At 61.1% G+C, this 25,152-nt stretch carries 21 protein-coding genes; 15 read left to right on the top strand and 6 right to left on the bottom strand.

The features are described from left to right. Position 1 precedes the first annotated feature (1 nt). The 4 genes from ACWHRL_RS16735 to ACWHRL_RS16720 all read right to left on the bottom strand — a co-directional run bounded on the left by ACWHRL_RS16735 (position 2) and on the right by ACWHRL_RS16720 (position 6,639). Positions 2-922, bottom strand: a complete 921-nt coding sequence (locus tag ACWHRL_RS16735) for a YihY/virulence factor BrkB family protein (RefSeq protein WP_447530190.1) — start codon at positions 920-922, stop codon at positions 2-4. Positions 923-1,280: 358 nt separating this feature from the next. Beyond that, the gene (locus ACWHRL_RS16730) at positions 1,281-2,906 is read right to left on the bottom strand and encodes a BCCT family transporter (RefSeq protein WP_447530189.1); all 1,626 of its coding nucleotides are present in this window, start codon (positions 2,904-2,906) and stop codon (positions 1,281-1,283) included. Between the two features lie 258 nt (positions 2,907-3,164). Next, the gene (gene hemB / locus ACWHRL_RS16725; RefSeq protein ID WP_447530188.1) at positions 3,165-4,139 is read right to left on the bottom strand and encodes a porphobilinogen synthase; all 975 of its coding nucleotides are present in this window, start codon (positions 4,137-4,139) and stop codon (positions 3,165-3,167) included. Positions 4,140-4,344: 205 nt separating this feature from the next. Further along, positions 4,345-6,639 carry a TonB-dependent siderophore receptor gene (locus ACWHRL_RS16720; protein WP_447894550.1) on the bottom strand — a complete coding sequence of 765 codons (2,295 nt, stop codon included), beginning with the start codon at positions 6,637-6,639 and terminating at the stop codon, positions 4,345-4,347. A 104-nt stretch (positions 6,640-6,743) separates the two neighbouring features. Between ACWHRL_RS16720 and ACWHRL_RS16715 the strand changes: the two genes are divergently transcribed. From ACWHRL_RS16715 to ACWHRL_RS16705, 3 genes are all read left to right on the top strand, one after another. Further along, entirely contained in the window at positions 6,744-7,502 is a 759-nt protein-coding gene (locus tag ACWHRL_RS16715) for a winged helix-turn-helix domain-containing protein (RefSeq protein WP_447894549.1), read from the top strand. A 162-nt stretch (positions 7,503-7,664) separates the two neighbouring features. Further along, entirely contained in the window at positions 7,665-9,044 is a 1,380-nt protein-coding gene (locus tag ACWHRL_RS16710; protein ID WP_447894548.1) for an MATE family efflux transporter, read from the top strand. 43 nt (positions 9,045-9,087) lie between these two features. Next, entirely contained in the window at positions 9,088-9,732 is a 645-nt protein-coding gene (locus tag ACWHRL_RS16705) for a TetR/AcrR family transcriptional regulator (protein WP_447894547.1), read from the top strand. A 35-nt stretch (positions 9,733-9,767) separates the two neighbouring features. On the opposite strand, the gene ACWHRL_RS16700 is transcribed toward ACWHRL_RS16705, so the two are convergent. Next, a complete protein-coding gene (locus tag ACWHRL_RS16700) occupies positions 9,768-12,464 on the bottom strand; it encodes a glycoside hydrolase family 3 protein (protein WP_447894546.1) in 2,697 nt (898 codons plus the stop codon). Between the two features lie 49 nt (positions 12,465-12,513). After that, complete coding sequence (locus tag ACWHRL_RS16695) at positions 12,514-12,801, bottom strand: hypothetical protein (RefSeq protein WP_447894545.1); 288 nt, start codon at positions 12,799-12,801, stop codon at positions 12,514-12,516. Positions 12,802-13,336: 535 nt separating this feature from the next. On the opposite strand from ACWHRL_RS16695, the gene ACWHRL_RS16690 reads away from it, so the two are divergent. The 12 genes from ACWHRL_RS16690 to ACWHRL_RS16635 all read left to right on the top strand — a co-directional run bounded on the left by ACWHRL_RS16690 (position 13,337) and on the right by ACWHRL_RS16635 (position 25,133). Next, positions 13,337-15,034: a GspE/PulE family protein gene (locus ACWHRL_RS16690; protein ID WP_447894544.1), complete on the top strand. Its 1,698-nt coding sequence runs from the start codon at positions 13,337-13,339 to the stop codon at positions 15,032-15,034. Then, the gene (locus tag ACWHRL_RS16685; protein WP_447894543.1) at positions 15,034-16,233 is read left to right on the top strand and encodes a type II secretion system F family protein; all 1,200 of its coding nucleotides are present in this window, start codon (positions 15,034-15,036) and stop codon (positions 16,231-16,233) included. Before ACWHRL_RS16690 ends, ACWHRL_RS16685 begins: the two co-directional genes overlap by 1 nt. Positions 16,234-16,242: 9 nt before the next feature. After that, on the top strand, positions 16,243-16,665 hold the full coding sequence (gspG, locus tag ACWHRL_RS16680) for a type II secretion system major pseudopilin GspG (RefSeq protein ID WP_447894542.1): 423 nt from the start codon (positions 16,243-16,245) through the stop codon (positions 16,663-16,665). Beyond that, positions 16,666-17,106: a pilus assembly FimT family protein gene (locus tag ACWHRL_RS16675; protein ID WP_447894541.1), complete on the top strand. Its 441-nt coding sequence runs from the start codon at positions 16,666-16,668 to the stop codon at positions 17,104-17,106. It abuts the gene before it with no gap. Beyond that, the gene (locus tag ACWHRL_RS16670) at positions 17,103-17,471 is read left to right on the top strand and encodes a type IV pilus modification PilV family protein (protein WP_447894540.1); all 369 of its coding nucleotides are present in this window, start codon (positions 17,103-17,105) and stop codon (positions 17,469-17,471) included. Before ACWHRL_RS16675 ends, ACWHRL_RS16670 begins: the two co-directional genes overlap by 4 nt. Further along, complete coding sequence (locus ACWHRL_RS16665) at positions 17,468-18,067, top strand: type II secretion system protein GspJ (protein ID WP_447894539.1); 600 nt, start codon at positions 17,468-17,470, stop codon at positions 18,065-18,067. The genes ACWHRL_RS16670 and ACWHRL_RS16665 overlap by 4 nt, the downstream gene beginning before the upstream one ends. Continuing rightward, positions 18,064-18,777 (top strand): type II secretion system minor pseudopilin GspK, encoded by a 714-nt coding sequence (locus ACWHRL_RS16660; protein WP_447894538.1) that lies wholly within the window; start codon positions 18,064-18,066, stop codon positions 18,775-18,777. The genes ACWHRL_RS16665 and ACWHRL_RS16660 overlap by 4 nt, the downstream gene beginning before the upstream one ends. Next, positions 18,774-19,811 carry a PilN domain-containing protein gene (locus ACWHRL_RS16655; protein WP_447894537.1) on the top strand — a complete coding sequence of 346 codons (1,038 nt, stop codon included), beginning with the start codon at positions 18,774-18,776 and terminating at the stop codon, positions 19,809-19,811. The genes ACWHRL_RS16660 and ACWHRL_RS16655 overlap by 4 nt, the downstream gene beginning before the upstream one ends. Next, the gene (gene gspM, locus ACWHRL_RS16650) at positions 19,795-20,406 is read left to right on the top strand and encodes a type II secretion system protein GspM (RefSeq protein WP_447894536.1); all 612 of its coding nucleotides are present in this window, start codon (positions 19,795-19,797) and stop codon (positions 20,404-20,406) included. The genes ACWHRL_RS16655 and gspM overlap by 17 nt, the downstream gene beginning before the upstream one ends. Continuing rightward, positions 20,403-20,918, top strand: a complete 516-nt coding sequence (locus ACWHRL_RS16645; RefSeq protein WP_447894535.1) for a hypothetical protein — start codon at positions 20,403-20,405, stop codon at positions 20,916-20,918. Before gspM ends, ACWHRL_RS16645 begins: the two co-directional genes overlap by 4 nt. Further along, on the top strand, positions 20,915-23,185 hold the full coding sequence (gene gspD / locus ACWHRL_RS16640; protein WP_447894534.1) for a type II secretion system secretin GspD: 2,271 nt from the start codon (positions 20,915-20,917) through the stop codon (positions 23,183-23,185). The genes ACWHRL_RS16645 and gspD overlap by 4 nt, the downstream gene beginning before the upstream one ends. Positions 23,186-23,504: 319 nt before the next feature. After that, entirely contained in the window at positions 23,505-25,133 is a 1,629-nt protein-coding gene (locus tag ACWHRL_RS16635) for a putative bifunctional diguanylate cyclase/phosphodiesterase (protein ID WP_447894533.1), read from the top strand. Positions 25,134-25,152 lie beyond the last annotated feature (19 nt).

Raw genomic sequence — 25,152 nt, 5'->3', positions numbered from 1 at the left:
CTCAATCCACCCGGCTAATCGCCTCGCGGTCAGGGTCCACATACCACACCAGGCCAAGGCGCGAGTTGCGCTCCAGGTCGGCGATGACCTGGGCGCCCAGCAGTAAAATGATCGCGCCTACTTCAAGGCTCAACAAAACGATGATCAGTGCCGCTAAAGAGCCGTACACTGCGTTGATGAACGATAGATGGGTAAAATAATAGACCAGAAAGAGCCTGACACCCTCCCATAAAAGCGCTGCCACGAAACCGCCCACCACGGCTCTTCCGATAGCGATCTTGACCACTGGCAATATCTTGTAAATCGCACTGAAAAGCAGGAATACGCCGAAAAAGCTGAACAGGTTCAGGACGGGCTCTGAAAGGCCCGCCAGGGGGAGTTCCTGGGCGAACAGCGCAAGTGCCAGCGCATTGAGCGAACTGGCCAGTGTCACGACCAATGTGAGCGCCATGAGCCCAGCGCCCAGCACCAGCATGAACGCGTAAGGTAGCACCAGCGAGACCCAGGTACTGCGCCGGGGGCAGTCCGGGGCATGGAAAATGAACGAAAGGGCATCTTCGAGCATACGAAAGGCAAACGAGCTAAGCAGTAGAAGTATCGGCAGGCTGAGAATGCCGATCACGTCGCGAGAGTCGAGTAGCCCGCGTACCGCGTCCATCACGACATCGGCATGGGCCGGGGCAAGATGGCGGGCCTGTATCGCCAACACGTTCAGCAGGTGCTGCTCGTCGACTACGCGGGTGGACATGACCCCCAGCAATGCAAAAAGCGGCACGACGGAGAGCAAAATATTGTAGCCCACGCCGCCGGCCAGCAGGATGCCGCGATTTTTCAAAAAGTGGCACAGTACCCGCCAGGCAAACGATGCCAAGCGAGGGAGCAGAAGGAGAACGCCACTGACGAATGTGCGGTTGTGGGCCATCGCGCGCTACGCTCCTTATACATCGGGGGATATCGGGCTTTGCATTGACCGGCCATTCGAGAAGCCAGTAAAACGCCACTGTCTTCAAGAAAGTGGCGCCTTTCGTATCTTACCCTGATTCGCCCGGGAACGCGTTAAAGTGCTGAAACCCAAGGTGGGCCTGCTGCGTCATCGAGTAACGGGCAGGCAGGTGCTTTAGGCTCTGTCTGAAAAGTGCCTGCGCTCGACAATACGGCGTTAAAAATTGGCTCGCGCGCGAGTCCGATCAAAATACTCATTTACATATGTAAACTCCGTTTTTTCGCCAATTTTTGCCTTGTCTTGTCTTCGCTCGTCGACTTTTCAGACAGACCCTAGGTTACTCTTTCGGGTTGAGCTCGCTTTGGCTGGGGGGTGCTTTGACCGTCACTTCGTGCAGATTTTCCTGGGAGAGCGCGCGGTAGAGGGAGAACATCATGGCGAATACCAAAAGGAACATGGGTAGGCCGACCACGGTAACCACCTCCTGCAGCGCGGTGAGCCCGGCATCGCCCGCCAGCACGATGAGCATCGCTGCCAGCACGCCTTCGGAGACTCCCCAGAATACCCGCTGATGCCAAGGGCCTGGGTCCGGGCTTCCGGTGCACAGCATATCGACGACCAACGAGGCGGAGTCCGACGAGGTGGCAAAGAAGATCGCCACGATCACGACCGCCAGGCCCTGAATAAGCGTGGCGGCGGGGAAGTTATCGAAAAACGCGAACATGGCCAACGGAATACTCTCGCTTACCGCCGCAGATAGCGTACCGGCCTGCTCGCCCAGCGCCTGGCGTGCTTCGGGGCCAATGCCGTCGATCTCCATGGCCGACCAGCCAAAGATGGCAAACCACACCAGGGTAAACATCGACGGAGCGAACAACACGCCCAGCACGAACTCGCGAATGGTCCGCCCGCGGGAGATACGTGCCACGAAAATCCCGATGAAGGGGGACCAAGTCACCGTCCACGCCCAATAGAACACGGTCCAGCTGCCTTGCCAGCCCCAGTCGACGCCGTTGCCGTCGTAGCTTGCCAGGGTGTCGTTCCAGAACGCCAGCGGCAGCAGGTTGGTCACGTAAAGGCCAAAGGTCTCCACGACCGCGCGCAGTAAGAAGACGGTGGAGCCGGTAAACAGCACGAAGATCATCAGCCCCACGGCCATACCGATATTAATGTTGGAGAGCCGCTTGATACCGGCGTCCAGGCCCGCCACGATCGAGCCGACCGCCACGGTGGTCAGGACGGCGATGATGACGACCTTCGTAAATACGGCGTCAGGAATACCGAAAAGCTCGGTAAGTCCTGCGTTGATCTGTTGCGTGCCCAGGCCAATCGAGACCGACACGCCGAACAGCGTCCCCAGGATCGCGGCGATATCGAGGGTTTTGCCAATGGGGCCGTAAATCCGGTCGCCGATGAGCGCGTAAAAGACCGAGCTGAAACGCATCGGCAGATCATAGCGGTAGATAAAGTAGGCAAACGCCAACCCCGGCATGGCGAAGATGGCCCAGGTATGAAGCCCCAAGTGGTAGATGGCAAAGCTCATCGCGTCGTCGGCGGCTTCTACCGTGAACGCCTCGACCCCCGCGCGGGGCGGGGTCGAAAAGTGGGAAATGGGCTCGGCGACGCCCCAAAACATCAAGACCGTCCCGATACCACCGGCAAATAGCATGGTGAACCAGGAGAGATTGGTGTAAGTGGGCTTGGCATCATTCCCGCCCAGGCGGATGGCGCCGTAGCGGCTCATGGCCAGCCAAAGTAGAAACACCACCCAACTCGATACGCCGAAAATGAACAGCCAGCCAAGGTTGGTCACGATCCATTCACGGCCGGCACCGAAGGCGTCGCCAATGGCCTCGGGAGCGATCAGCAGCACGATCAGAAAAACCACCATGATCCCGGCCGAGGTGAAAAATATGAAGGGGTCGGTTTTTAATCCCAGCTTCCCTGCAAGTGCATTCAACATCTTTTTGCTCCCTGTATTTCTTTCAACATAGGAGCTATTGGCTTTTAGCGCCAAAGCAAAGCGTGCCGGGGCGGTTCGTTTTTCTTCGCCTGTCGAGTGCCCGCGACCCTTTTTCGGGTTCCCTTTCAGGTTCACGGGCCGGTACCACGCCGCCCAGGGCGGCGACTTCACGCCACGCCGGCGCACCGTGCCATGGCGTGGCGTGAAAACGGCGGCCCGTTAGCTTTGCGTTGAGTGGCTACCGGGCAACGCTTGCGCCTACAGCCCTTCTTCCAGCAGTTGGGGTGCAAAGTAGGTCATGATGAGATCCGCGCCGGCCCGGCGCATGGCGCCCAGGGTCTCGCGCACGACGGCGGATTCGTCGATCACGCCCTGCGCGGCCGCGAACTTGATCATCGCGTACTCACCGCTGACCTGGTACGCCACCAGTGGCAGTAGGCTTTGGCGGCGAATATCGGCCATGATGTCCAGATACGCCAGCGCCGGTTTGACCATCAAAAAATCCGCGCCCTCGGCTTCATCGGCCAGCGACTCGTTGAGCGCTTCCCGGCGGTTCATCGGGTCCATCTGGTAGGTCTTGCGGTCGCCTTTTAGCTCGGTACCCGCGGCTTCGCGAAACGGGCCATAAAGCGCCGAGGCAAACTTGGTGGAGTAGGCCATGATGGGGGTATCAGAAAAGCCCGCTTCATCGAGGGCTGCGCGGATCGCCGCGACCTGGCCGTCCTGGGCGGCGGAAGGCGCAATGATGTCGGCGCCGGCCTTGGCCGCCTGTACGGCCTGAACGCCGAGGTTTGTGATCGTGCGGTCGTTATCGACGGTGTTGCCCTTCAGGATGCCGCAGTGCCCGTGGGTGGTGTATTCGCAAAAGCAGATATCCGGAATCACCACTAGCTCCGGCGCGGCCTCCTTGATGGTACGCACCATGCGCGCCACCATGCCGTCTTCCTTCAGCGCGTCGCTGCCGGTTTCGTCCTTGTGATGGGAAATACCGAACGGCATGATGCTTCTAAGCCCCAGCGCGCTCAGGCGCCTGGCCTCGTCACCCAGCTTGCTTTCCGGCACGCGGTACTGGCCGGGCATGCCTTCGATCGGCGTGTACTCGTCGGTCTCCTCCTCGACAAAAATGGGGTAGACCAGATGTTCGGCGCGAAGCGAGGTTTCACGCACGATGGTGCGAAGCGCGTCGTTTGAGCGCAAACGACGAAGACGGGCCTGGGGAAACTGGGCCGGCATGAGACCTCCTGATGAGAGTGGAAAAGACGTTCCAGTTCTCAGTATAACGCTGTGCGCAAGGCCGGTCAGGGTATCAATCTCATGAAAGGATGCTATTGAAGGACACGCCTACCCAAGGGCGTAGAGAAGGCTGCCAGAGGAAGGCAAGACCCCATGCCGGCGTTTGACTGGCATGGGGGGAGCGCTCGATGAAAGCGCGGCGGGCTTAGAACTCGGTGCGCAGGGTGAGCGTCGCGCTGCGCGGCGTGCCGTAGACGGCACCGGCGTAGAAGCCGAAGTTGTCGTAGTAGGTTTTGTCGAAAAGGTTATCGACGTTGAGGGTGACGTTGGTCGCGTCTGTCACGTCGTAACGCGCCATGGCGTTCACGGTGGCGTAACCTGCCCAGTTGGCGGGCGTGGAGCCGGTGCTGATGCCGTCGACGGGCTTACCGGCGGGATTGGAGATTGCATCGATACTGCTCTGCGCATAGACACCGGTACCGAAGGTCCAGCGATTCAACATACCCGCCGGCGCGTAGGTGGTGTGGAGCTTGAGCAGGTGGGAGGGGTCGCTGCGCCCGTCGGAGTCGACGCGACGAAAGTGCAGGTAGGTGTAGCCGCCGTAAACGTTCCAGTTCGGTGTAATGGCGCCGGCAATCTCCAGATCCACGCCGTCGGTTTCGTTACCGGTGCCGGCGCGGTAGGCCTGGTTGCCGTCTGGTGTGAGGTTGGCGCCGTCGAGCACGGCGCTGTTTTCCTGGCGGGTGCGGAAGTACGCCGCGGAGGTGTTCAGGCGGCCGTTGAACCACTCGCCCTTCACACCGGCCTCGTAGCTGTCGCCGTCGATAGGCTCGACCGTGTCACCGCTAACGGTCTGGCTGCTTTGCGGGGTGAAGATGTTGGTGTAGCTTGCGTAGAGCGAGTGGTGGTCCGTGAGGTCATAAACCAACCCCGCATAGGGGGTGAACACACCGGTTTCGCGGCGGGTGGTGGTGTCGCCGGAGGCGGTTTCGTTTTCGGTTTTATAGTAGCTGGTACGGCCCCCCAAAATGACGGACAGCGGTTCGGTGACGCTTAGCCGCGTAGAGGCATACAGGCCGCGCAGGTCGGTTTCGGTGGTGCTGAGCTGGCCGGTTCGCGCGCCGCTCAGGCCGATGTCGCGGTCGACGCCGTTGCGCCAATCGGTGATCGGCAGGCCATTGGCGTTGCGGTACATACAGCCTTCGGAAAATTCGGACATCGTGTTGCTGGACAGCGTGCAGTCGTGATCATACGTGCGTGAACGGGTGCGGCTGTCGCTATAGCCCACCGCCAGAGCATGACGGCGGCCGAGCAGATTATAGGCACCTTTCAGGTCGATACTGGCAGAGCGCTGGCGTGTCTCGTTGTCGTTGCGCATCCCGTTGAGAATGGCACCGCCACCATCTTCTTCCCAATAGCCGTTGTAGGTGCCACTTACGGGCCCGCGGTTTACCTTGCCCAAGGCAAGGTTGCTCAGCGCATCGGTTTCACTTTGGGCGGCCTGGACTTCGACGCTCCAGTCATCGTTGAAACGGTGCGTCAGCGAGGCGAAGGCGGTGTTGGTCTCTTGCTCGGCGTAGCTCCACTCTGGTACCAGGTTGGTGCTGCGCGAAAGATCCGTGCGGCGGCCGTTGGCGAACCAGATGGGTACGTTAGCGCCCCAGCCCGCACCGGAGGTTTTGTTGTACTCGTACTGATAGCCCAGGCCGAACGTGGTGTCGTCGCTTACATCGAATTCGAAGTTGGCCAGCGCCGCTCGGTTGCGGTTGGATTCGTGATCGCGAAAGCCATCGCCTTCGCCCTGGGTGACGACGAAGCGCGAGCGAACACTGCCATCCTCGGTGAGCGGCAGGTTCAAGTCCGCCCCGGCCCGGGCGTTGTCCCAGCGCCCGTAAGAGACGTAGGCGTTGCCGCCGAACTCCGTGCCCGGGCGCTTGCGAATCAGGTCGACGGTGGCCGAGGGGTCGCCGGTGCCGCCCAGCAGGCCGTTGGCGCCGCGCACGATATCCACGCGCTCGTAGAGATCCAGGTTCAGAGAGTTGCCGCCACCCGCGAATCCGGTGTCGCCTGGAAACTGTAAGCCGTCGATCTTCCAGTTGCTGATATCGTAGCCGCGGGCGCGGAAGGCGTTACGCACACCCACTTCCGATTTGTTGGAGGTAATGCCCGGAGTAAGCTCTAACGCATCCTCCAGGTTGACCACTCGCCGGTCGTCCAACTGCTGGCGGGTCACGCTGGTCACCGATTGCGGCGTCTCCCGGGGGGAAAGATCCAGCCCGGCGGAGCTGCCGGTGTCGGAAACCGTGTAGCTTCTGCTCGGGTCACCCTGGTAGCGGGCCTGGACCGTGATGGTGTCCATCTCGACGTTGGCCAAGCTTTCAGAATCGGTTTGAGCTAACGCGCCACCACTCAACAGGCCGGCACTAACAGCGGCGGCGATAGCGAGGGGCTTTTTTGACCATTCAGCGGTATCGAGTGAGGGGGGATGAACACCGAGCATCTAAATGTCCCTTAAAATAATAATGATTAGTATTTACGATATTAGAAGCCGCGATTATATTAGCGCTTTGGTTTAAGAAAGTTTTGGTCTATGAGGCGTATGTAATGGATTGTTTGGCAGCGAGCTCACCCACTACATCAAGCACCGGCCGCCAAGTTGAATGCGACGTCATTCTGGTGGTGGACAATGATGAGGACAGCAGCGCCCAAGTGTGTCGCTACCTGGCAGGCGTAGGGTATCGCACGCTTAGGGCGGCCAGCGGCGACGAGATGTGGGAGAAGCTCGATGACCGCGTGGCGCTGGTGCTGCTGGAGCATCTGCTGCCGGGGGAGGATGGGCTAAGCCTTTGCCGAAGCTTGCGCTATCAGAACAAGACGCCGGTGATCATGACCAGCGCCCGGGGGGCGTCGGCGGAGCGCATCATCGGCTTGGAAATCGGTGCCGACGACTACCTCTGCAAGCCCTTCGACTTCCGCGAACTGCTGGCCCGCATTCGCGCCGTACGTCGGCGGGTGGCGCAAGGCTTCGCGCCGGCGCCGGCCGCACAGGAAACCGAGCGTTACTTTGCCGGTTGGCGTTTGGATCTGCGGCTGCGTCGGCTCCATTCCCCTACTGGGCGTGTCTGCGATCTTACCCGGTCGGATTTCATGGTGCTGGAGGCACTTAGCGAGACGCCCAACCAAATCATCAGCCGCGATGAGCTGAGCCGTCATGCCCTGGGGCGGGAGTATTACCTCAATGACCGCTCGGTGGATGTCTGCATCAGCCGTCTGCGTCATCGCCTCGAAGACAACGCGCGCAAGCCTCGCCTTATTCGTACCGTACGCAATGAAGGCTATCTACTCGAATTGGCGACGACGTAAAGCAGGCATCCGCATCAAAGCGCCGCGTTATTCTCTGCGTATTATTCCGGCGAAAGCCCCGCCACCCTTCTTGCCATGAAGGCAGCGGGTTATCATCGCGCACGTCCCGTCAAGCGGTGACGTTTTCAGTGATGCAACGCTCGTGGCGGGAATCCGGTTGTTATGCATAAAGCAGGCGCGTTATTTACGCGGGGGCCTATCGGCCGCCACGTGAAGGAGATGGCCATTACCAGCGGGCTAAGCCTGTTGGCGCTATTCTTGATCGAGATCCTGACGCTTACCTATGTGTCGCTACTGAAAGATGAAGAACTAGTGGCGGCGGTAGGCATTGGTAAGCTGTTGATGTTTTTTAACACCATCGCGGTCACGGGTATCGCGATCGCCGCTGGCGGGCTCATCTCCCGGCGGGTGGGGCGGGGGCTTCAGGCGTCACTGCCGCCGTTGGTGACGCACGTGTTGATACTGGCCGTGGGGGTTGCGGTACTGGTGGCGGCCATCGAGGGCTACTACCTGGACCATTTTATCGCCTGGCTGGGGGAAGGTACCGCCAGCGCATCGGTTCGCCCGTTTTTATGGATGGCGCTCATGTCGTCGGTGCTCATGGCGATTACCCACACCTGCGCCCAGGCGCTGCGTGCGGTGGGCCATAGCCGCCAGGCGCTGAGTCTGTTTTTGGTGGCAGCGGGTGTGCTGGCGATCGTGGACCCCGTCCTGATCTTCGTGCTGGAGCTCGAGCTTATCGGCGCGGGCATTGCCATGATCATGGCCGCCGGTGTCGCTGGCGTGTACGGGCTTTACCGCGTCAAACGCAAGATAGGGCTCGCTTCGCGTATTCATTGGCGTCTGTTGAAACATCACGGCCTGCACATCGGCCGGGTGACGCTGCCTTATACGCTGGGTCACCTGGCGATGCCTTTTACCATTACCTTCGTCATGGGCCAGCTAGCGGTTTTCGGGGTGTCGGTGATGGCGGGAATGGCGTTGATGGACACCACCTTGCAGGTCGCGTACTGCCTCTATTTTGCGCTACCCGGTGCGCTCGTGCCGGTCTTTGCTCAGCATCTCGACGCGCACCTGAAGTGGCGGCTCAAGGCGGCGCTAGTCAGTGCCATCGAGCTGGTCGTCGTTTACGGGCTTTTGGCATGGTGCGCACTGTTGGTCATCGTGCCCGTGCTTGCCACCGTCTTTGGGTTATCCACACCGGGACGCCATTTGCTGGATGATTTGAGCGCGTTTGGCCCCGGGCTTTGGCTGTTGATGGGGCTGGATTTTATTGCCGTTGCCATCTTCGTTACGCTCGAGCGTACCGGGTGGGTGATGTTCTATGCATGGCTAAGGGCGAGCCTGGGTACGGTGCCGTTCGTCGTGTTGGGGGCCAAGTACTTTGGCGCCAGCGGTGTCATCCTGGGCATGTGGCTGGGCAACGCCGGGATAGCCCTGATCTCGATTACGACTGCCGTACTGCTGGCACGGCGCCACTTTAGGTGCCACTTCACGCAGGCACACCAGAACCACGACGCAAAGCGCGTCAAAGTACCATGACGTTGACCATATTCATCAAGTAACAAAAAAAGGGGGGGAGATTATGGGGGGACAGGGGGAAAAGGCGTGCGTAGACGATACGCCAGCGACCAAGCGTCGCCGGGCGCCCAAGGGGGAAATGCGCCGCGCGGCGCTGCTCGATGCGGCCACGAAGGTATTCGCAAAGCACGGCTATGCAGCGTCGTCGATGCGGGATATCGCCACCATTGCCGGTATTACGACCGTCGGATTGCTCCACCATTTTCCTAATAAGGTGGCGCTTTTAGAGGCGTTGCTGGAAAGACGCGACCGGCGGATCACCGAACGGTTTTCCGAGCTCGAAATCCTGCCGACCCTCGAAGGGTTCATCGCCTTCGTCAAGATGAGCATGGGGTTCAGCGTGGAAAGTCATCAGGAGTGTCAGGCGGCGATGTTCATCAACATCGAAAGTCTTTACGAGCAGCATCCAGCGTATGACTGGTATCGCGAGAAATTCGACACCATTCACGGCCATGCTCGCGCGCACCTGGAAACCTTGATCGAAGCGGGGGAGGTGCGTGCCGATACCGATGTCCGAGCCGTCACGGTCGAGCTTTTTTCGGTCATGGATGGGCTACAGATTCAGTGGCTACGCAATCCGGATGGCGTAGACGTCATGGCGACACTCGATGGCTATCTCGAGCGTTTGGCAGGGAGTATTCGCCAATAAGGGGCAGGCTCGAGGTCGAGCCTGCCCGCTTGACGTTAGTAAGCCTGGCTTGCGCTTATCTGAACGGCATCACGCACGGGTGACGGTAGGGGGTTGCTGTCACGCGTGGTCAAACGCTCCGGCATCAGCGTGGTCAGGGTACTCTGAAGCGGCAGATGCGCGGAATCCTGGCCGACACGGATCGTGAAGGCACCGGCATCGACGTCCCAGCTCGCGGTTTCATCGACGTAGTAGGAAAGCGAACGTGCATTCAGCGGGATGCTCACGGCCCGGCTTTCCCCCGGCTCCAAATACACCTTGGTAAAGCCCTTGAGCTCTTTTTCGGGGCGGTCGACTTGGGGCTCGATCGGCTCTACGTAGAGCTGGGCCACTTCGAAACCGGCCATGTCGCCGGTGTTGGTCAGCGTGAACTCGGCGTTCACGGTGTTACCCGGGGTCATGACGTTGGACGAAAGAGACAGGTCCGAGTACTCGAACGTCGTGTAGGAAAGACCAAACCCGAAGGGGTAGAGCGGCTCTTCACGTTTCTGGTCGTAACCGCGATAGCCCAGGTAAAGCCCTTCGCCGTACTCCATGTCGACGAGCGCGTTTTCACCGCGATACGCCGCCGGGTCAGAGTAGTAGGGGTAGCTTGGGTTGTTCTCGATGGCCTTGTCGATCGAGATCGGCAGCTTGCCCGATGGGTTCACCTGGCCGTAAAGAATCTCCGCCACTGCCTGACCACCTTGTTGGCCGGGGAACCATGCGTGGAGCGTAGCCCCCACCTGGTCGGCCCAGGGCTGCATGTCGGATACACCGCCACCATGCATGACGACGATGGTGTTGGGGTTGGCCTGGGCGACGCGCTCGACCATGGTGCCTTGCTGATCCGGCAGGGCATAGGCGATATCGGAGCCTTCACCTTCATCTTCGTAGTTGGTACCCACGGCCACCACGACTGCGTCGTAGTCGGCCAGGTTCTCCGGCGGCGCCAGCGACGCCCAGCTCAGTTGAAGACCTTTCAGACTACCCAGTACCGGCATGAAGCTGTCGCTTAGACGACGGTATTCGAGCCGCACCGTATACTCTTCACCCGCTTCGAGGTCGGGCACCTTGACCGAGGAGGTCAGCGCGTTGACCACATCGGACGAGTAGGGCTCGCCATCGTTTTCCAGTACCAGCTCATCGTCGATCCAAAGCTTGACCGCGCCATCCATGCGAACCTTGAAGGCGTGATCACCCGAGATCGTCGGTTTGATCGTGGAGGTAAACCGTGCAGAGAAACTGCCCGGCGTGGTGTCGATGTCGGTGTCGGCAAGCGAAGACGAGGCTTGTTCGGTGATGTTCTGTTGGGTCAGCCAGTTGAAGTTCACCCCGGGTTCGACGCGTGTAACGGCAGGGGAGCCGGACAGGTCGGCATTCGAGAAGAACTCGGCTTGCACGCCCGGGGAGCCGCTGTCGTCTTCATCGCTTGACGGCTGATACCAGACCGAGGTTTCCGGGTCCAGCCCCATCGAAGTGAGGTAGGTCACATTGGCCGGGCTTTCGGCAAGATGCTGAAGACCGTCCATCTCGGTGACGTAATCGTTGGGCTTCGCATTCGACGTACCGAAGGGCGAGGCCGGCGGCTGATACGCCATGTCGCCAATGACTGCGATATTCGCCGCGGGGTCAAGCGGCAACAGCGGCTGGCCGTCGACGGTATTTTCGTTGCGTAGCAAGACGATGGCTTCACGGGCCATGTTGAGCGCCGCGGTGATGCCGTACTCGGGATGATCGAGCGGTTGCGCCGTATTGAGGTTTTCCTGGAAGTCGTAATTGACGATAGCGCGCAGGTTACGCTTGACCTTGTCGTCGATCACGCTTTGATGAAGCTGACCGCTCCAGATGTAGGGCAGCAGTTTCTGTTCGTTGAACTGTAACCCCGACGGCATATCGATATCGGTGCCTGCCCAGGCGCCTTTGAACGCATCATGAATGGAGTTGAAGTCGCTCATGACGTTGCCTTGAAAGCCCCACTCGCCCTTGAGGATTTCGGTGATCAAGTGGTGGTTTTCACAGGCGTAGTGATCGTTGATTTTGTTGAAACCACACATGATCGAGGCGATATCGGCGTTTTTGACCATGGACTCGAAAGGCGGCAGGTAGAGCTCGCGCAGCGTGCGCTGGTCGGCAATGATGTTGACGTTCTGGCGGTTGGCTTCCTGCTCGTTGGCCAGGTAGTGCTTGCCGCTGGCCTGAATGCCCTGGGCCTGAATGCCGTTGACGATGGCAGGCGCCAGGACCGAACCCAAAAAGGGGTCTTCGCCGCTGACGAACTCCGCGTTACGACCGCCAAAGGGGGTGCGGTAAAGATTGACGGTGGGCGAGAGCATCTGCTGGCCGCCGGCGATTCTGGTTTCATAGCCGATGGCCAGGCCGAATTCCTGAGCACGCTGGATGCTCCAGGTCGCCGCCAAGCCGGATTGCGCGGGGTACTGGGCGCCAAAGGTGGCGTCGTTGACATGCACTCCCATGGAGGCGTCGTAGGCCACGGTACCTTCGATGCCCCATTCCGGCAGGCTGGGGATCATGCGACCATCGTCAACCCGCGTGAAGTTGATCTTCTGCGACTGGTTCATGTTATCCAGAATCGAGCTAACGCGGGCTTCCACTTGCTGCCAGCGTGTCGGTTCATCCGCGATCAATAAAGCCGGTTGTAATACGCTAACCGCAAGCAGGCCAAAGCCAACGGTGTGTTTGATGGGTATCACGGGTCAAATCCCTCTGGAATATAGGTAGTGGTTGTACATCAAGGCACGCTTATCGATCTGAGCGATCAGAGGCCTGGTCGGGCGCATCGCGGGTGTCCACCGGCGCATCGTAGAAGCTGCCCGATTGGGCGGCGCGCGCCGGTAATTTGTCGGCGCCGGTGAGGCGGTCGCGGCGCTCTTCGTATTCGGCGCGAAGATCCTGAAGGCGTTTTTGCTGCGCACTGTCGGTCGTCGAGGGAGCGGTTTCTGACGCATTAGGCGTCTCGGAACCCGCGAGCGCAGGCAGCGAGACAGCCAAAAGCGCCGCATACATCAAGGCACGCAATGAATGATTCATGAGTAAGGTCTCTATCGTTTGATGGCGATGCGCAAAGGCTCTTGGTTTATTTGAGAGCCTGCATATGTTTGGTCGGCGAGATAAAAAGTTCAAGTCCAATAAAACGTTTTTTAGTCAATTAGCGATCGCGCATTATAGGAGTAATAAAATAGCGTTATCAAGAAGTGTCGTTTTTAATTTTTCACTATTTATATTTAGCTATTGGGTTAATTTTATAATTTTATTGCTAATAAAATATATATATTGGCATTTAATTCTAGTTTTAAGGCGTTTTTTGAATCTTTTTGTTTATATGCTAAACATATCTGTTGTTAGGTTTTGCGCTGTGTTAAGCTGGCAAGATATATTAAAGGCTCATTGTCTTATTTGGTTTTCCTCGTGGTTTATTTGCCTGGTAGTGCGTGGTTTTATGCGAATTTAAATTGCCTGTTCAATAGTTTCTATATTGATTCTTTGCTACCTACGTTGATTGTTCAACAACGCCTGGATTGAGTTTCAGGCGTTTGTTTTTATTAACGCGATAAAGATGTCGTTCATGCCATTGGATACCCTCACCGCGCACGAAGTATGTCACTGGTTGGTCGAGGCTGGCGCGCTCGAGCCTGCCGACATCGCGCGTGCCAACCGGCTGGGCGCGGCGCAGGGGGAGGACGGTGACAGCCTGCGCACGCTATTGCGCCTGGGCGCGGTCAAGGACGAGGAGATGGCCGACGCCTATGCGCACTTGTTGGACCTGCCCAAGTGGGCCCAGGCCGACGACGTGACGGTGGATAGCGACATGCCTGCCAGTACCGAGCGCTTCGCGCGCCATTACGGTGTGCTCAGCGTGGGCGAGAGGCCGGATGCGCTAAGCGTGGTCGCCGCCGTTCCGGTATCGGCGTACGCTGTCGCCGCACTCGCCTACCAGGCGGGCAAGACCGTCTCGCTCTATATCGCCACGCACAGCGAAGTGAACGAGCTCATCGAGCAGGCCTACAGTACGGGGCGTTCGGCCATGGGCGCCTTGATCGAAACCCTCGATGAAAATGCGTCGGCCCAGGATGATATCGAGCAGCTCAAGGACATGGCCTCCGAGGCGCCGGTCATCCGTATGGTCAATCTCATGTTGCAGCATGGCGTCGACCGTCGTGCCTCGGATATCCACGTCGAGCCGTTCGAAAACCAACTCAAGGTGCGTTATCGCATCGATGGCGTGCTGATCGAAGAGCAGGCACCGCCGGCGGGCTATGCGGCGGCGGTGATCTCGCGCTTGAAAATCATGGCCCGGCTGGATATCGCCGAGCGGCGGTTGCCCCAGGATGGCCGCATCATGGTACGTATTCAGGGGCGTGAGCTGGATCTTCGCGTGTCCACCGTGCCCACAAGCTTTGGTGAATCCGTGGTGATGCGCTTGCTGGATCGCCAAACCGTCAGCCTGGATTTTGCAAGCCTGGGGATTACCGGGGCTACCCTGGAAGCGATTCAGCGCCAGCTGGCCCGCCCTCATGGGGTTTTTCTGGTCACCGGGCCTACCGGTTCGGGCAAAACGACCACGCTCTACACCGCGCTTTCGGGACTTAATACCGAGGAGCGCAAGATCATCACCGTCGAGGATCCGGTCGAGTATCAGCTGCCCGGCATCAACCAGATCCAGGTGAAGCCGTCCATCGGGCTGGATTTCCCCCAGGCGCTGCGCTCCATCGTGCGCCAGGACCCGGACGTCATCATGATCGGGGAAATGCGCGATTTGGACACGTGCCGGATCGCGGTGCAGTCCTCGCTGACCGGGCACCTGGTGCTATCGACCCTGCACACCAATAGCGCGGCGGCGAGTATCACCCGCCTGCTGGACATGGGCGTGGAGAGCTACCTGCTGGCCTCGACCCTGCAAGGGATTCTTGCCCAGCGGCTGGTGCGCCGGCTGGACCCGGCGACGCGCATCGCCTTCGAGGCCCCCCAGGCACTCATCCAGCGCCACCGGTTGGATTACTACACCACCGAACGGCCGATCATGCTCTATCGCCCCAACGAAGAGAGCCCCGGCGGCGGCTACCACGGACGTAGCGCCATTACCGAACTGCTGGTCATGGACGAGGAGCTTCGCTCACTGCTGATGCGCCAGGCCGACGCCGACACGCTGGAGGCCGCCGCGCGCCAAAAAGGCCTGGTCACCCTGTACGAAGACGGCTTGCGCCAGGCGCTTGCCGGCGTGACCTCGCTGGATGACGTCTTGCGCGTTACGGGGGGCGATTGATGCCGCTCTACGCCTACCGCGCCCTGGACGCCGAGGGCCGCAAGCAAGCCGGCGAGCTGGACGCCGCTGACGAAGGCCGCGCGGCGCTCGAACTGCAGCGCCGCGGCCTGCTGGTATTGAGCCTGCGCCGCGGCAGTCAGTGGCTGCGGCCACGTCAGGCCCCGAGTGTGTTCAAGCGGGCCCAGCTGGTCCGTTTTACCCAACAGCTGGCCACCCTGGTCGGGGCCGGTCAGCCCCTGGATAAAGCCCTGACGACGGTACTCAAGCAGGTGCGCAGTGCTCGCCCGCGCGCCTTGCTCGAGCAGGTAAGAGACGAAGTCAAAGCCGGGCGGCCGCTGTCCGACGCCCTCGAGCAGCACCGCGAGACGTTTTCACCTTTCTACGTAAGCCTGGTGCGGGCCGGCGAGGCGAGCGGTGTGCTGGGCGTGACGCTCGGCCAATTGAGCCACTACCTCGAGCGCAGCGAGCAGTTGCGCGGTGAGGTGATTAACGCCTTGATCTACCCGGCTTTTTTGGTCGTCGGGGTGGTCGGCTCCATCGCCCTACTGTTGGCCTACGTGGTACCGCAGTTCGTGCCCATTTTCAATGATCTGGGGGTGCCCGTTCCCTGGATCACCCAGGCCATTCTGGCCATGGGCGGCTTTATCAATACCTGGGGGCTGGTGCTGTTGGTCACGCTCGTGGCGTTGATGGGGCTTGTGATCGGTGGGCGTCGCCACCCGGGCTGGCGCTATAAGCAGGACCGGCGGCTTCTTAAAAGCGTCGTCACGGGCGGGCTCATCCAGCGCCTGGAAACCGCGCGACTGGCGCGAACCCTGGGCACCCTGGTGGGCAACGGCGTCACGCTACTTTCGGCGCTGAACATTGCCCGCGATGTCAGCACTAACCACGCGCTGCGCGCCCACATGCGCCACGCCATCGACGACGTCAAGCAGGGCCACCGCTTTGCTACGGCGATCGCCACGGACGCACTGCTGCCCGAGCTTGCCGTGCAGATGGTCGACGTCGGTGAAAATACCGGAACGCTTGGCGACATGCTGATCAAGGTCGCCGATGTGTTCGATCTCGAGGCCAAACGTGCGATCGACCGCGCGCTGGCCGCCCTTGTCCCCACGCTCACCATCGTCATGGCCGTCGTGGTGGCCGCTATCATGCTCGCCATCATGCTGCCGCTGATGAGTCTGACCAGCAATATCTAGGAAAACCGCATGACCTCAATGAAACGTGTCAAAACGCGCCAGTCCGGCTTCACCCTGCTCGAAATGCTGGCCGTGATCGTGCTGCTGGGCATCGTGGCCACCATCGTCGTGACCCAGGTGGGGGGCAACGTGGACAAGGGGCGCTACGGGGCGGGCAAGGCACAGCTGGCCAGCCTCAGCATGAAAATCGAAAGCTACGCGCTGGACATGGGCACGCCGCCGGAGAATCTGGACGCGCTGATCAACAAGCCCGAAGGTGCCAGCCAGTGGATGGGCCCCTACGCCAAACCGTCGGATATCAAGGATCCGTTCGGACACGACTTTGGCTACCGCTACCCCGGTAATCACGGCACCTTCGACTTGATCTTTTACGGTCAGGACGGCACGCCCGGCGGCGAGGGGTACAACGCCGACCTGGGCAACTGGGAATAAATGCAGCCTTCGGCGCCGCGCCAAACAGGCTTTACGCTTTTTGAGCTGCTCGCGGTCATCGTACTGGTCAGTATCGCGGTCGCGGTGCTGTCCGGGGGCCTGGGCCGCGGCCTGCAAGCCGCCCAGGAGCGCAGCGCGGTGACGGCGATGATGACCGCTTTGAGCCGTGCCCGGGTGCAGGCCATCAGTAGCGGCCAGCCGGTGCGTGCGACCTTCGATTTGAGCGCGCGCCAGGTCGTATTGCCCGAAAAGCGCTCGACCGCCTGGCCCGACACGCTGGAAGTACAGCTCCACACGGCTAAAAACCTCGGCGCCGCGTTCGAATTCTACCCGGATGGTGCCTCCACCGCGGGGCATATCGAAATCAAGCGCGGGCAGGCGCAGTGGCGAATCGATATCGCCTGGCTTACCGGGCGCGCCACGCTAACGGCCCTGCCATGAGGGCGGCTTTCAAGTGCCAGCGTGGCTTTACGCTGCTCGAAATGCTCGCCGCCATCGTGGTGCTCGCCATTGGGTCGACGGTGCTACTGGGCGCGTTTGGCCAAAGCGCGCGGTCGCTCTACCAGGTCGAGCAAAGCGACCGCGCGGCACTGGCGGCCCGCTCCATTTTGGACAGCATCGAAGGCCAGGTACTCGAGGTAGGAACGCATCGCGGCAGCTGGGACGGGCTCGATTGGGAGCTCGACGTATCCCTGGAGGCCCAGGGCGCGCTCGACCTTTACCGGCTGGATCTAACCCTCACCCAAGGCGCCAGGCGTTCGCATTACAGCACGCTGCGACTGCGTGGCTCGGGGGCAACGCCATGAAGCGCCAGGCCGGGTTCACGCTTTTGGAAGTGTTGGCCGTCATCAGCCTGATGGGGCTGCTGCTGGGGCTGGTGGGCACCGCCGTGGTGTCCGCCAATAAAGCGGTCTCGACGGCACAGCGCACCAGCGCTCACCTGGAGGATATTCGGGCCACCCAGCGCTTTTTAAGGCACGCCATTGGCCAGGCGCTTCCGCTCAGCGTCGAAAGCGACAGGCAAACCCGCGGTGTGAGTTTTCAAGGCGAGCCCGCGTCGCTGATGTTCTACGCGCCGTTGCCCGCCTCGCTAGGCGGCGGGCTCTACCGACAGCGCATAGTGGTCGAGGACGAAAAACTGAAGGTCCACCTGGCCCAGCTCGAGGGACAAATGCTCGCGCCCTGGGGGGCGCCGCAGCCGCTGCTCGATGAGGTCCTGGATGCCCACTTTCGCTATCGCGGCCGCTCGCCGCTGGGCGAGCGCACCGAATGGCTGGAGAGCTGGCCCTGGCCCGACCGGCTGCCCCAGGCGGTGCGCATCGAGCTTCGCTTGAAGGGCACCAAGCCTTGGGTGATGCAACAAATCAACGTGCGCCTCGATCTTTCCGGGGAGGGGGCATGAAAACACAACGCGGGGTCGCGCTACTGCTTGCGCTCTGGGTGTTGGCGCTGGCAAGCCTACTGCTGGGAAGCCTGGCGGTGTCCGTTCAGCTGCAGCAGCGCCAGTCGCTTTGGCAGCGCGACCAGACCCAGGCGCTGTTGGCCGCCGAGGCGGGCCTGGGGCTGGCCGTGGCCGGGCTGATGCAAAACGAAGGGCGCTGGCAGGCCGATGGCGAGGTCCAGCAAGTGCCGTTCGCCGGCGCAGAGCTTGCCATCAGCGTGCAAAGCGAGCGCGGAAAGCTCGACCTCAACGCCGCCCCCAAGGGTGATGTGGAAAAACTCATGGCTGCCTGCGGGGCCAGCGGGCCCCAGGCCGAGCGCATCGCCACGGCACTCGAGCGCCGACGGAGCGACACGCCCCTGCGCCTGCTCGAGGAGTTACGTGCCCTGCCCGAGGTGAGCTATGCGCTTTATGAATGCGCCCAGGCCCATGTCACGGTCTGGTCCGGCAATCCGCAGCCCGACCCGGTGCTGGCGAGCCCCTGGCTTGCGCGGGTGCTTGGCCTGCCGCGTCGCCAGGGCGAGCCGATCGATGCGGGCCAGATCGTGACAGTGACCAGCGCCGCGACGCTCCCCAGCGGCTTTCATTCTCGTTTAACGGTAACGCTTGTAATGCTCAACACACTAACCGCCGGCGCCAAGCCCTATCGCGTATTGAGGTGGCAGGAGTGACCCGGCGTTGGGCGCAGTACACGGCGTCTTTCAGCGCCCTTGCCAGCCAGGCAAGGCAGCAGTGGCGGGAAAGTACCGCGCGGCGCTGGCTGCACCTGTGGCTTGACGAACTCGCCGGTCTATTGCCCGCGCCGATCACCGCCCGTTTGGGCAAGCGTGAAGAGGCGCAGCTTCTCGGCTGGCCGCTGCCGGAGACGGTCGACTGTGAGCGTCCGGCCATCCTGGTGCTCCGTACCGAGCAAGTTTTGGCGCAGCGTATACGTTTGCCGAGCGTGGCGGCGCGCAACCTGCACAAGGTACTCCGGTACGAACTCGACAAGTACACCCCCTACCCCGCCGAGCAGGTGCATTTCGTGGCGCGGGTGGTGGGCAAGCACGAGGGCCAGGCGGACATCGAACTGGTGGCGATCGCCTGGACGCATCTCGACGCGATTTTGACGGCGTGCCGCGAACGCGGGCTGCCCCTGGCGACGCTGGATGTTCAGAGCACCACCGGCGAGCGCCGCCGGCTCAACCTGCTGCCGGCCAGTGCGCAGAAAGGAGTGGCGCGGGCCGGCGTGGTCAATCGCTGGCTTTGGGCCTGCGCGCTGGCCGTGTGCGTCGCGATTCCCTCGCTTTATATCCATCAGCGCCAGCAGCAGCTCGACGCCATGGGCGAAGTGGTGGCGCATCAGCGCCAGCAGGTGCGCCACCTTCAGCAAGTGCGCCAGCAGCTCGATGAAACGGTCGGCGCCTCCCGGTATTTGGCCAACCTCAAGGCGCGCCGCCCGACCGTGAGCCGGTTGCTTGCCGAGCTCGCCACGTGTCTTGGCGAGCAGAGCTGGATCAGCGAGTTGGAAGTGCAGGACGGGATGAACGTGACGTTCTCGGGGCAAAGCCCGCGGGCAAGCGCGTTGATCGCCCATGTCCAGACCTGTCCAAGCCTGGAGCAGGTCCAGTTCCAGGGCGTCATCCGGCCCGACGACACCACCGGCCAGGAGCGCTTTTCCATCAGTGCACGGCTTCAGGAGGATAGCGATGCGCCCGCTGACTAGCCGCGAACGTAAATTTGCCGCCATAAGCCTGCTGGCGCTTTTGCTCTGGGGGGCCTGGTATGTCGTGATCGAGGTGCCTTTTTTGGCGCCTCTTCGCGAAATGGCGCAGCAGCGCAGCACCCTGCAAACACAGCAGCGCCACTACGCCGAGTTGATTGCCCAGGGCGAAGGGCTCGAGGCGGCGCTGGCCGCGTCCCGAAACGATCCGGCGCTCGATAACCGGCTGCTCGCCGGTGAGGATCCGAACGCCGTCGCGGCGGATTTGATGCAGTTGGCCATCGACCGGATCGCCGAGCACTCGGATCAGGGGCCCGGGTGCGAGGTTACCCAGCGTATGCCTATCGTTGCGTCTGACGATACGCCCGACGGGCCCTACCGGCAGGTGAAGGTGAGCCTTTCCCTCGACTGCGCCATCGAGCCGCTGGCGAAGATTCTGTATGCGTTCGAATACGGCCAGCCGGCGCTGTTCGTCGATCAATTGAACGTTCATCGCGCCTCGAGCGCGCCGGCGACCGGCGGGCCTGGGCGTTTGGAAGTGAACCTGCTGCTGCGCGGTTACCTGCAAAAGGCCGGCACGCAAGGGGGGCAGGCATGAGGATGCGCTTCTCTACCCAGGCGTTAGGGCTTGCCAATGTCCTGTTGCTGGCGGTACTGGCGTGGATCTTTTACACCCCCGCCAAGCCCCAGTGGCTGCCCGCCGACGCGCCGGAAGCCAGCCCGGCCAGCGTGGCGCCGTTAGAGGCGCGCGCGGATTTGGCCTCGGCGCGCCGTTCGATGGTCTGGACTCAGCCGATCTTCAGCCCGGACCGCCAAGCCGACCCCGACCGCCAAGCCGTGACTGCCGACCCGCTTTCAAGCTTGACGCTGGCCGGCATCTTTCAGGAGGGGGATGTACAATGGGTCTACGTCGATGAGCCAGGCCAGGCGATGACCAAGCTGAATCGAGGCGACACCCTCGATAACGGTTGGACACTCGAACACCTCACCCCCCGCAGCGCCACCTTCGTCCGCCAGGGGCAGACGCAGACCTTGAGCCTGCCGATGCTACGCCTGCCGCCGCCTTCCAGGGCGCCCACTCTTACTTTGCCGCGTACCCCGACACCATGATTTCAAAGCACGACACTCCTGCCTCGCTTTCACTAACGCGCACGACGCTGGTCGGGCTGGTGATGGCCATTTCGCTCTCCGCCTGTACCACCACGCCCCGGGAGCTAAAAACCGACCAGGCGTTGATGCGCGAAGCATTAAGAGGTGCCGATTACCCGGCGCCCGTCGCCGAACAGGCGCCGCCGGCCTCCCCGGCTACCTCGTTGGAGCCCACCCAGCGCGCGGGGGCCAATCAACGGATCATCGAGGGCAACCAGCGCTTCGTTAACACCGCTCAGGGCGCTGCCAGTAACGCACCGGCCAGCGAAGAAGGCGACATCGTCTTCAACTTCACCGACCAGCCCATCGAGGCGGTCATCAATAGCGTGATGGGCGACCTTTTACAGGAGAACTACAGTATCGCCCAGGGCGTGGACGGCACGGTCAGCTTTTCGACCTCCCAGCCGGTGAATCGCCAGGAGGCGCTGTCGATACTGGAAACGCTGCTTTCCTGGACGGACAACGCGATGATCGTTCAGGACGGCCGCTATGTGGTGCTGCCCGCAAGCCAGGCCGTGGCCGGTAAGCTCGTGCCGGACATAGCCGTGGCGCAGCCCGCAAGCGGGCTCGCTGCACGGCTTTACCCGTTGGACTACATCGGCGCGGTCGAAATGCAGCGCCTGCTTCAGCCGTTCGTGCGCGACAATGCGTTTCTACTGGTCGACCCCGCGCGCAACCTGATCAGCCTTTCCGGTACGCCCAGCGAGCTTGCCAATTATCAGGACGTGATCGACACCTTCGACGTGGATTGGCTCAAGGGTATGTCGATTGGCGTCTATGAGCTCGAGCGCGCCTCGGTGGGCGAGCTCATGCCCCAGCTTCAAAGCCTGTTCGGCCCGGATAGCGGCACGCCGCTTGCGAACATGGTCGACTTCATGCCCAACGAGCGGACCAACTCGATCGTGGCCATCTCGGCGCAGCCCGACTACCTGCGCGAAGTCGGTGAATGGATCCGCACCATCGATCAGGGGGGCGGGAACGAGCCACAAATGTACGTTTATGACGTGCGCAACATGAAAGCGGTCGACCTGGCGCGCTACCTGCGTGACATCTACGGTTCGGGTCAGATCGAAGGCGATACACCGGCGCAGGTGGCGCCCGGTCTTCAAACGACCACGCTGTCGAGCTTGGCCAGCACTAGCACGAGCCCTGGCCTTGACCAGGGGCAGGGAATGCAGAATAGGCCCAGCGCCGAGCAGGATAACGACGACGGTGGCGCGCCAACCCAGCCAACAGATAGCCAGGTAGGCGGGGGCGCAAGCGGCCAGGGCGACGCGCGTAGTCTGGTCCAGTCGGTACGCATTACGGCCCAGCAGAGCAGTAATCAGCTGCTGGTACGCACCCGGCCTGCCCAGTGGCAAGAGATCGAGGCGGCGATCAAGCGCCTGGACCAGCCGCCGCTGCAGGTTCAGATCGAAACGCGCATTCTCGAGGTTCGCCTGGCGGGGGATCTGAGCCTGGGGGTTCAATGGTACCTGGGCCAGCTGGCGGGTAACGCCTCCAATGCCTCGGCCGTCAACGCCAGTGGCAGCCAAGGGGCGCTGGGTGCCGGCGGGCTTGGCGCCGGCAACAGCTCGTTTTTCTACTCCTTCGTCAGCGATAATCTTCAGGTGGCGCTGCGCGCGCTGGAGACGCGTGGCTTGACCCAGGTGCTGTCCGCGCCGTCGCTGGTCGTCCTCAATAATCAGGCCGCGCAGATTCAGGTAGGCGACAACATCCCGATTAGCCAGACGACCGTCAGCACGACGAACTCGGACACGACCCTGAGCAGCGTCGAGTACGTGCAAACCGGCGTGATTCTCGATGTAGTGCCGCGCATCAACCCGGGCGGGCTGGTGTATATGGATATTCAGCAGCAGGTCAGCGATGCCGACGCCAGTGCGACAACGGCCGACCAGTCCAACCCGCGTATCTCGACGCGCTCCGTTGCCACCCAGGTTGCGGTGCAGAGCGGGCAAACCGTTTTGCTGGGCGGGCTAATCAAGCAAAATAACCGCGAGTCCGAGACGCGGGTGCCGGGTCTTTCGTCTATTCCAGTACTCGGCCGCTTGTTTGGCAGTGAGTCGCGGGGCCAGGATCGCACCGAGCTGATCGTGTTGATCACCCCTCGCGTGGTCAATAACCCCGTGCAGGCCCGCCAGGTAACGGACGGCTACCGTCAACAGATGCAGCTACTGCGCGCGCGCATGCAAGAGAGCAGCGCCACGCAAGCACCGGTAGATCCCTAGACTTCGCCTAAACGGCCAGCGCGGGAGAAGCGCTGGCCGTCTGTCGTTTCAAGCTCAGCGGCGGGCACCTAAAAAGTGGCGGGTTGGCCGAGTGAAAAAACCGGGAAAAAACCAATAAAATTTGGGCTTATTAGGGGGGCGTGGTATAGAAATATGCCGATAAACAAATGTTAATAATATAACTCGGTTAAAATACGGTTTTTTCAGTGCGTTCATAAGGTTCACGATGTACACACCCGGCCCGCTATCGTTCGATGAGTTCCCCGTGGGATGTATGGTTACCGATGATAGCCGCCGGATCCTCTATAGCAATCAATATATGAGCGACCAGTACGGCTATGCGTTCGAGACGCTGCAAAACCGGGATCTGTTCGAGTTATTCAGTAAAGCGTCCCAAGTGCTGATCGAAACCTTCGTGGCGCCCGCCCTGGCACGCGATGGCCAGTGCGAAGAGATCCGCTTGTCGCTGGTTCCCCCTTCCCAAAAAAGCCAACCGGTAATCATGAGCGTCGTTGCCGATAGCGCTAACGCGCGTCTTTTTTGGAGTATCGCGAACGCGAACCGCTCGGAGCAGATGTTCATCGAGCTAAAAAAGACGCAGCAACTGCTGGAACAGAAAGTGACTCAGCTGCGCGCGCTCTCAAGCGTCGACCCCCTTACGGGGCTTCCCAACCGCGCCGCGCTCAGCCGGCATCTCGATCGTCAAATTGCCGCGCTGGGAGGGGGCTTTGCGCTCGCCTTCATCGATCTGGATGGTTTTAAAGAGATCAACGACCGGTACGGCCACGAAACCGGCGACAAGGTGCTGCAGCACGTTGCCAAGCGGCTGACCGACACCCTTCGCCACAAGGATATGGTCGCCCGTTTCGGCGGCGACGAGTTCGTCGTGGTGCTGGATGGCTATTTCGATCAAGCGCTTGCTCAAAGCCCGCTTTATCGGCTCATCGACCGCCTTGCAGAGCCGGTTTTCGTGAACGACGTTTCGCTCATATTCTCGGCCAGTATCGGGCTTACGCTCTACCCGCAAGCCAAAGCGTTGGAACCCGACCAGCTGATTCGCCAGGCCGACCAGGCCATGTACCAGGCCAAGGTCGCGGGTAAAAACCGGGTATGTTTTTTCGATATCGACGACGAAGAGGTGCAAAAGGAGCGCCACGCCGAGCTCGTGGCGATCGACCGGGCAATGGCCGCGGGGGAGTTTGTGCTGTTCTATCAGCCTAAAATCAATATGCGCACGGGTAGGGTCGTGGGCGCCGAGGCGTTGATACGTTGGCACCACCCAGCGCGGGGGCTGGTCGGCCCCCAGGAATTTTTGCCGGTATTGAGCAATACGCCCAACGGGGTGCGGCTAGGATACTGGGTCATTCGCCAGGCGCTTGCCCAGCTAAGCGCCTGGCAAAGCCAAGGCCTGGAGACGGTAGTGAGTGTCAATATCGACGGCTACCACTTCCAGCACCCCTGGTTTTTACAGGAGCTCGGCACGATACTGGCGGATTTTCCCGAGGTGGCGAAACGCTGCCTGGAGCTCGAGGTGCTGGAAACCAGCGCCATCGACGATATCGACCAGGTGGCGCTGGTGATCAGCGCGTGCCGCGCCCTGGGGCTGCAGGTATCGCTGGACGATTTTGGCACCGGCTACTCGTCGCTTAGCCACTTAAAAGAGCTGCCGGTGGATACGCTCAAAATCGATCGCAGCTTTGTCCAGAACATGCTCGAAAGCCGGGGGGATCTGGCTATTTTGAAAGGGGTGATCGGCTTTGCCCAGGCGTTCGAATTCGGCGTCATTGCCGAAGGCGTGGAGACCCTTGAGCACAGCCGGGCGCTTTTGGAACTGGGCTGCGAAATAGGCCAGGGTTACTTCATTGCCCGCCCCATGCCCGCCAGCCACTTCCCCGGGTGGGTCGCGGCGTGGGCGCGAGACGCGTTTCAAAGAAAGTACGGGGATTAAAGTACGGGGATTAATGTTT

The organism is Vreelandella sp. GE22 (assembly GCF_968212445.1).
The sequence above is the reverse complement of the archived record's forward strand: the minus strand, read 5'-3'. Positions and strand labels throughout refer to the sequence as shown.

What these genes read in the sequence shown, in the direction of transcription:
- ACWHRL_RS16735 (WP_447530190.1), bottom strand. Translation starts at nt 922, where the DNA reads ATGGCCCACAACCGCACATTCGTCAGTGGCGTTCTCCTTCTGCTCCCT.
- ACWHRL_RS16730 (WP_447530189.1), bottom strand. Translation starts at nt 2,906, where the DNA reads ATGTTGAATGCACTTGCAGGGAAGCTGGGATTAAAAACCGACCCCTTC.
- hemB (WP_447530188.1), bottom strand. Translation starts at nt 4,139, where the DNA reads ATGCCGGCCCAGTTTCCCCAGGCCCGTCTTCGTCGTTTGCGCTCAAAC.
- ACWHRL_RS16720 (WP_447894550.1), bottom strand. Translation starts at nt 6,639, where the DNA reads ATGCTCGGTGTTCATCCCCCCTCACTCGATACCGCTGAATGGTCAAAA.
- ACWHRL_RS16715 (WP_447894549.1), top strand. Translation starts at nt 6,744, where the DNA reads ATGGATTGTTTGGCAGCGAGCTCACCCACTACATCAAGCACCGGCCGC.
- ACWHRL_RS16710 (WP_447894548.1), top strand. Translation starts at nt 7,665, where the DNA reads ATGCATAAAGCAGGCGCGTTATTTACGCGGGGGCCTATCGGCCGCCAC.
- ACWHRL_RS16705 (WP_447894547.1), top strand. Translation starts at nt 9,088, where the DNA reads ATGGGGGGACAGGGGGAAAAGGCGTGCGTAGACGATACGCCAGCGACC.
- ACWHRL_RS16695 (WP_447894545.1), bottom strand. Translation starts at nt 12,801, where the DNA reads ATGAATCATTCATTGCGTGCCTTGATGTATGCGGCGCTTTTGGCTGTC.
- ACWHRL_RS16690 (WP_447894544.1), top strand. Translation starts at nt 13,337, where the DNA reads ATGCCATTGGATACCCTCACCGCGCACGAAGTATGTCACTGGTTGGTC.
- ACWHRL_RS16685 (WP_447894543.1), top strand. Translation starts at nt 15,034, where the DNA reads ATGCCGCTCTACGCCTACCGCGCCCTGGACGCCGAGGGCCGCAAGCAA.
- gspG (WP_447894542.1), top strand. Translation starts at nt 16,243, where the DNA reads ATGACCTCAATGAAACGTGTCAAAACGCGCCAGTCCGGCTTCACCCTG.
- ACWHRL_RS16675 (WP_447894541.1), top strand. Translation starts at nt 16,666, where the DNA reads ATGCAGCCTTCGGCGCCGCGCCAAACAGGCTTTACGCTTTTTGAGCTG.
- ACWHRL_RS16670 (WP_447894540.1), top strand. Translation starts at nt 17,103, where the DNA reads ATGAGGGCGGCTTTCAAGTGCCAGCGTGGCTTTACGCTGCTCGAAATG.
- ACWHRL_RS16665 (WP_447894539.1), top strand. Translation starts at nt 17,468, where the DNA reads ATGAAGCGCCAGGCCGGGTTCACGCTTTTGGAAGTGTTGGCCGTCATC.
- ACWHRL_RS16660 (WP_447894538.1), top strand. Translation starts at nt 18,064, where the DNA reads ATGAAAACACAACGCGGGGTCGCGCTACTGCTTGCGCTCTGGGTGTTG.
- gspM (WP_447894536.1), top strand. Translation starts at nt 19,795, where the DNA reads ATGCGCCCGCTGACTAGCCGCGAACGTAAATTTGCCGCCATAAGCCTG.
- ACWHRL_RS16645 (WP_447894535.1), top strand. Translation starts at nt 20,403, where the DNA reads ATGAGGATGCGCTTCTCTACCCAGGCGTTAGGGCTTGCCAATGTCCTG.
- gspD (WP_447894534.1), top strand. Translation starts at nt 20,915, where the DNA reads ATGATTTCAAAGCACGACACTCCTGCCTCGCTTTCACTAACGCGCACG.
- ACWHRL_RS16635 (WP_447894533.1), top strand. Translation starts at nt 23,505, where the DNA reads ATGAGCGACCAGTACGGCTATGCGTTCGAGACGCTGCAAAACCGGGAT.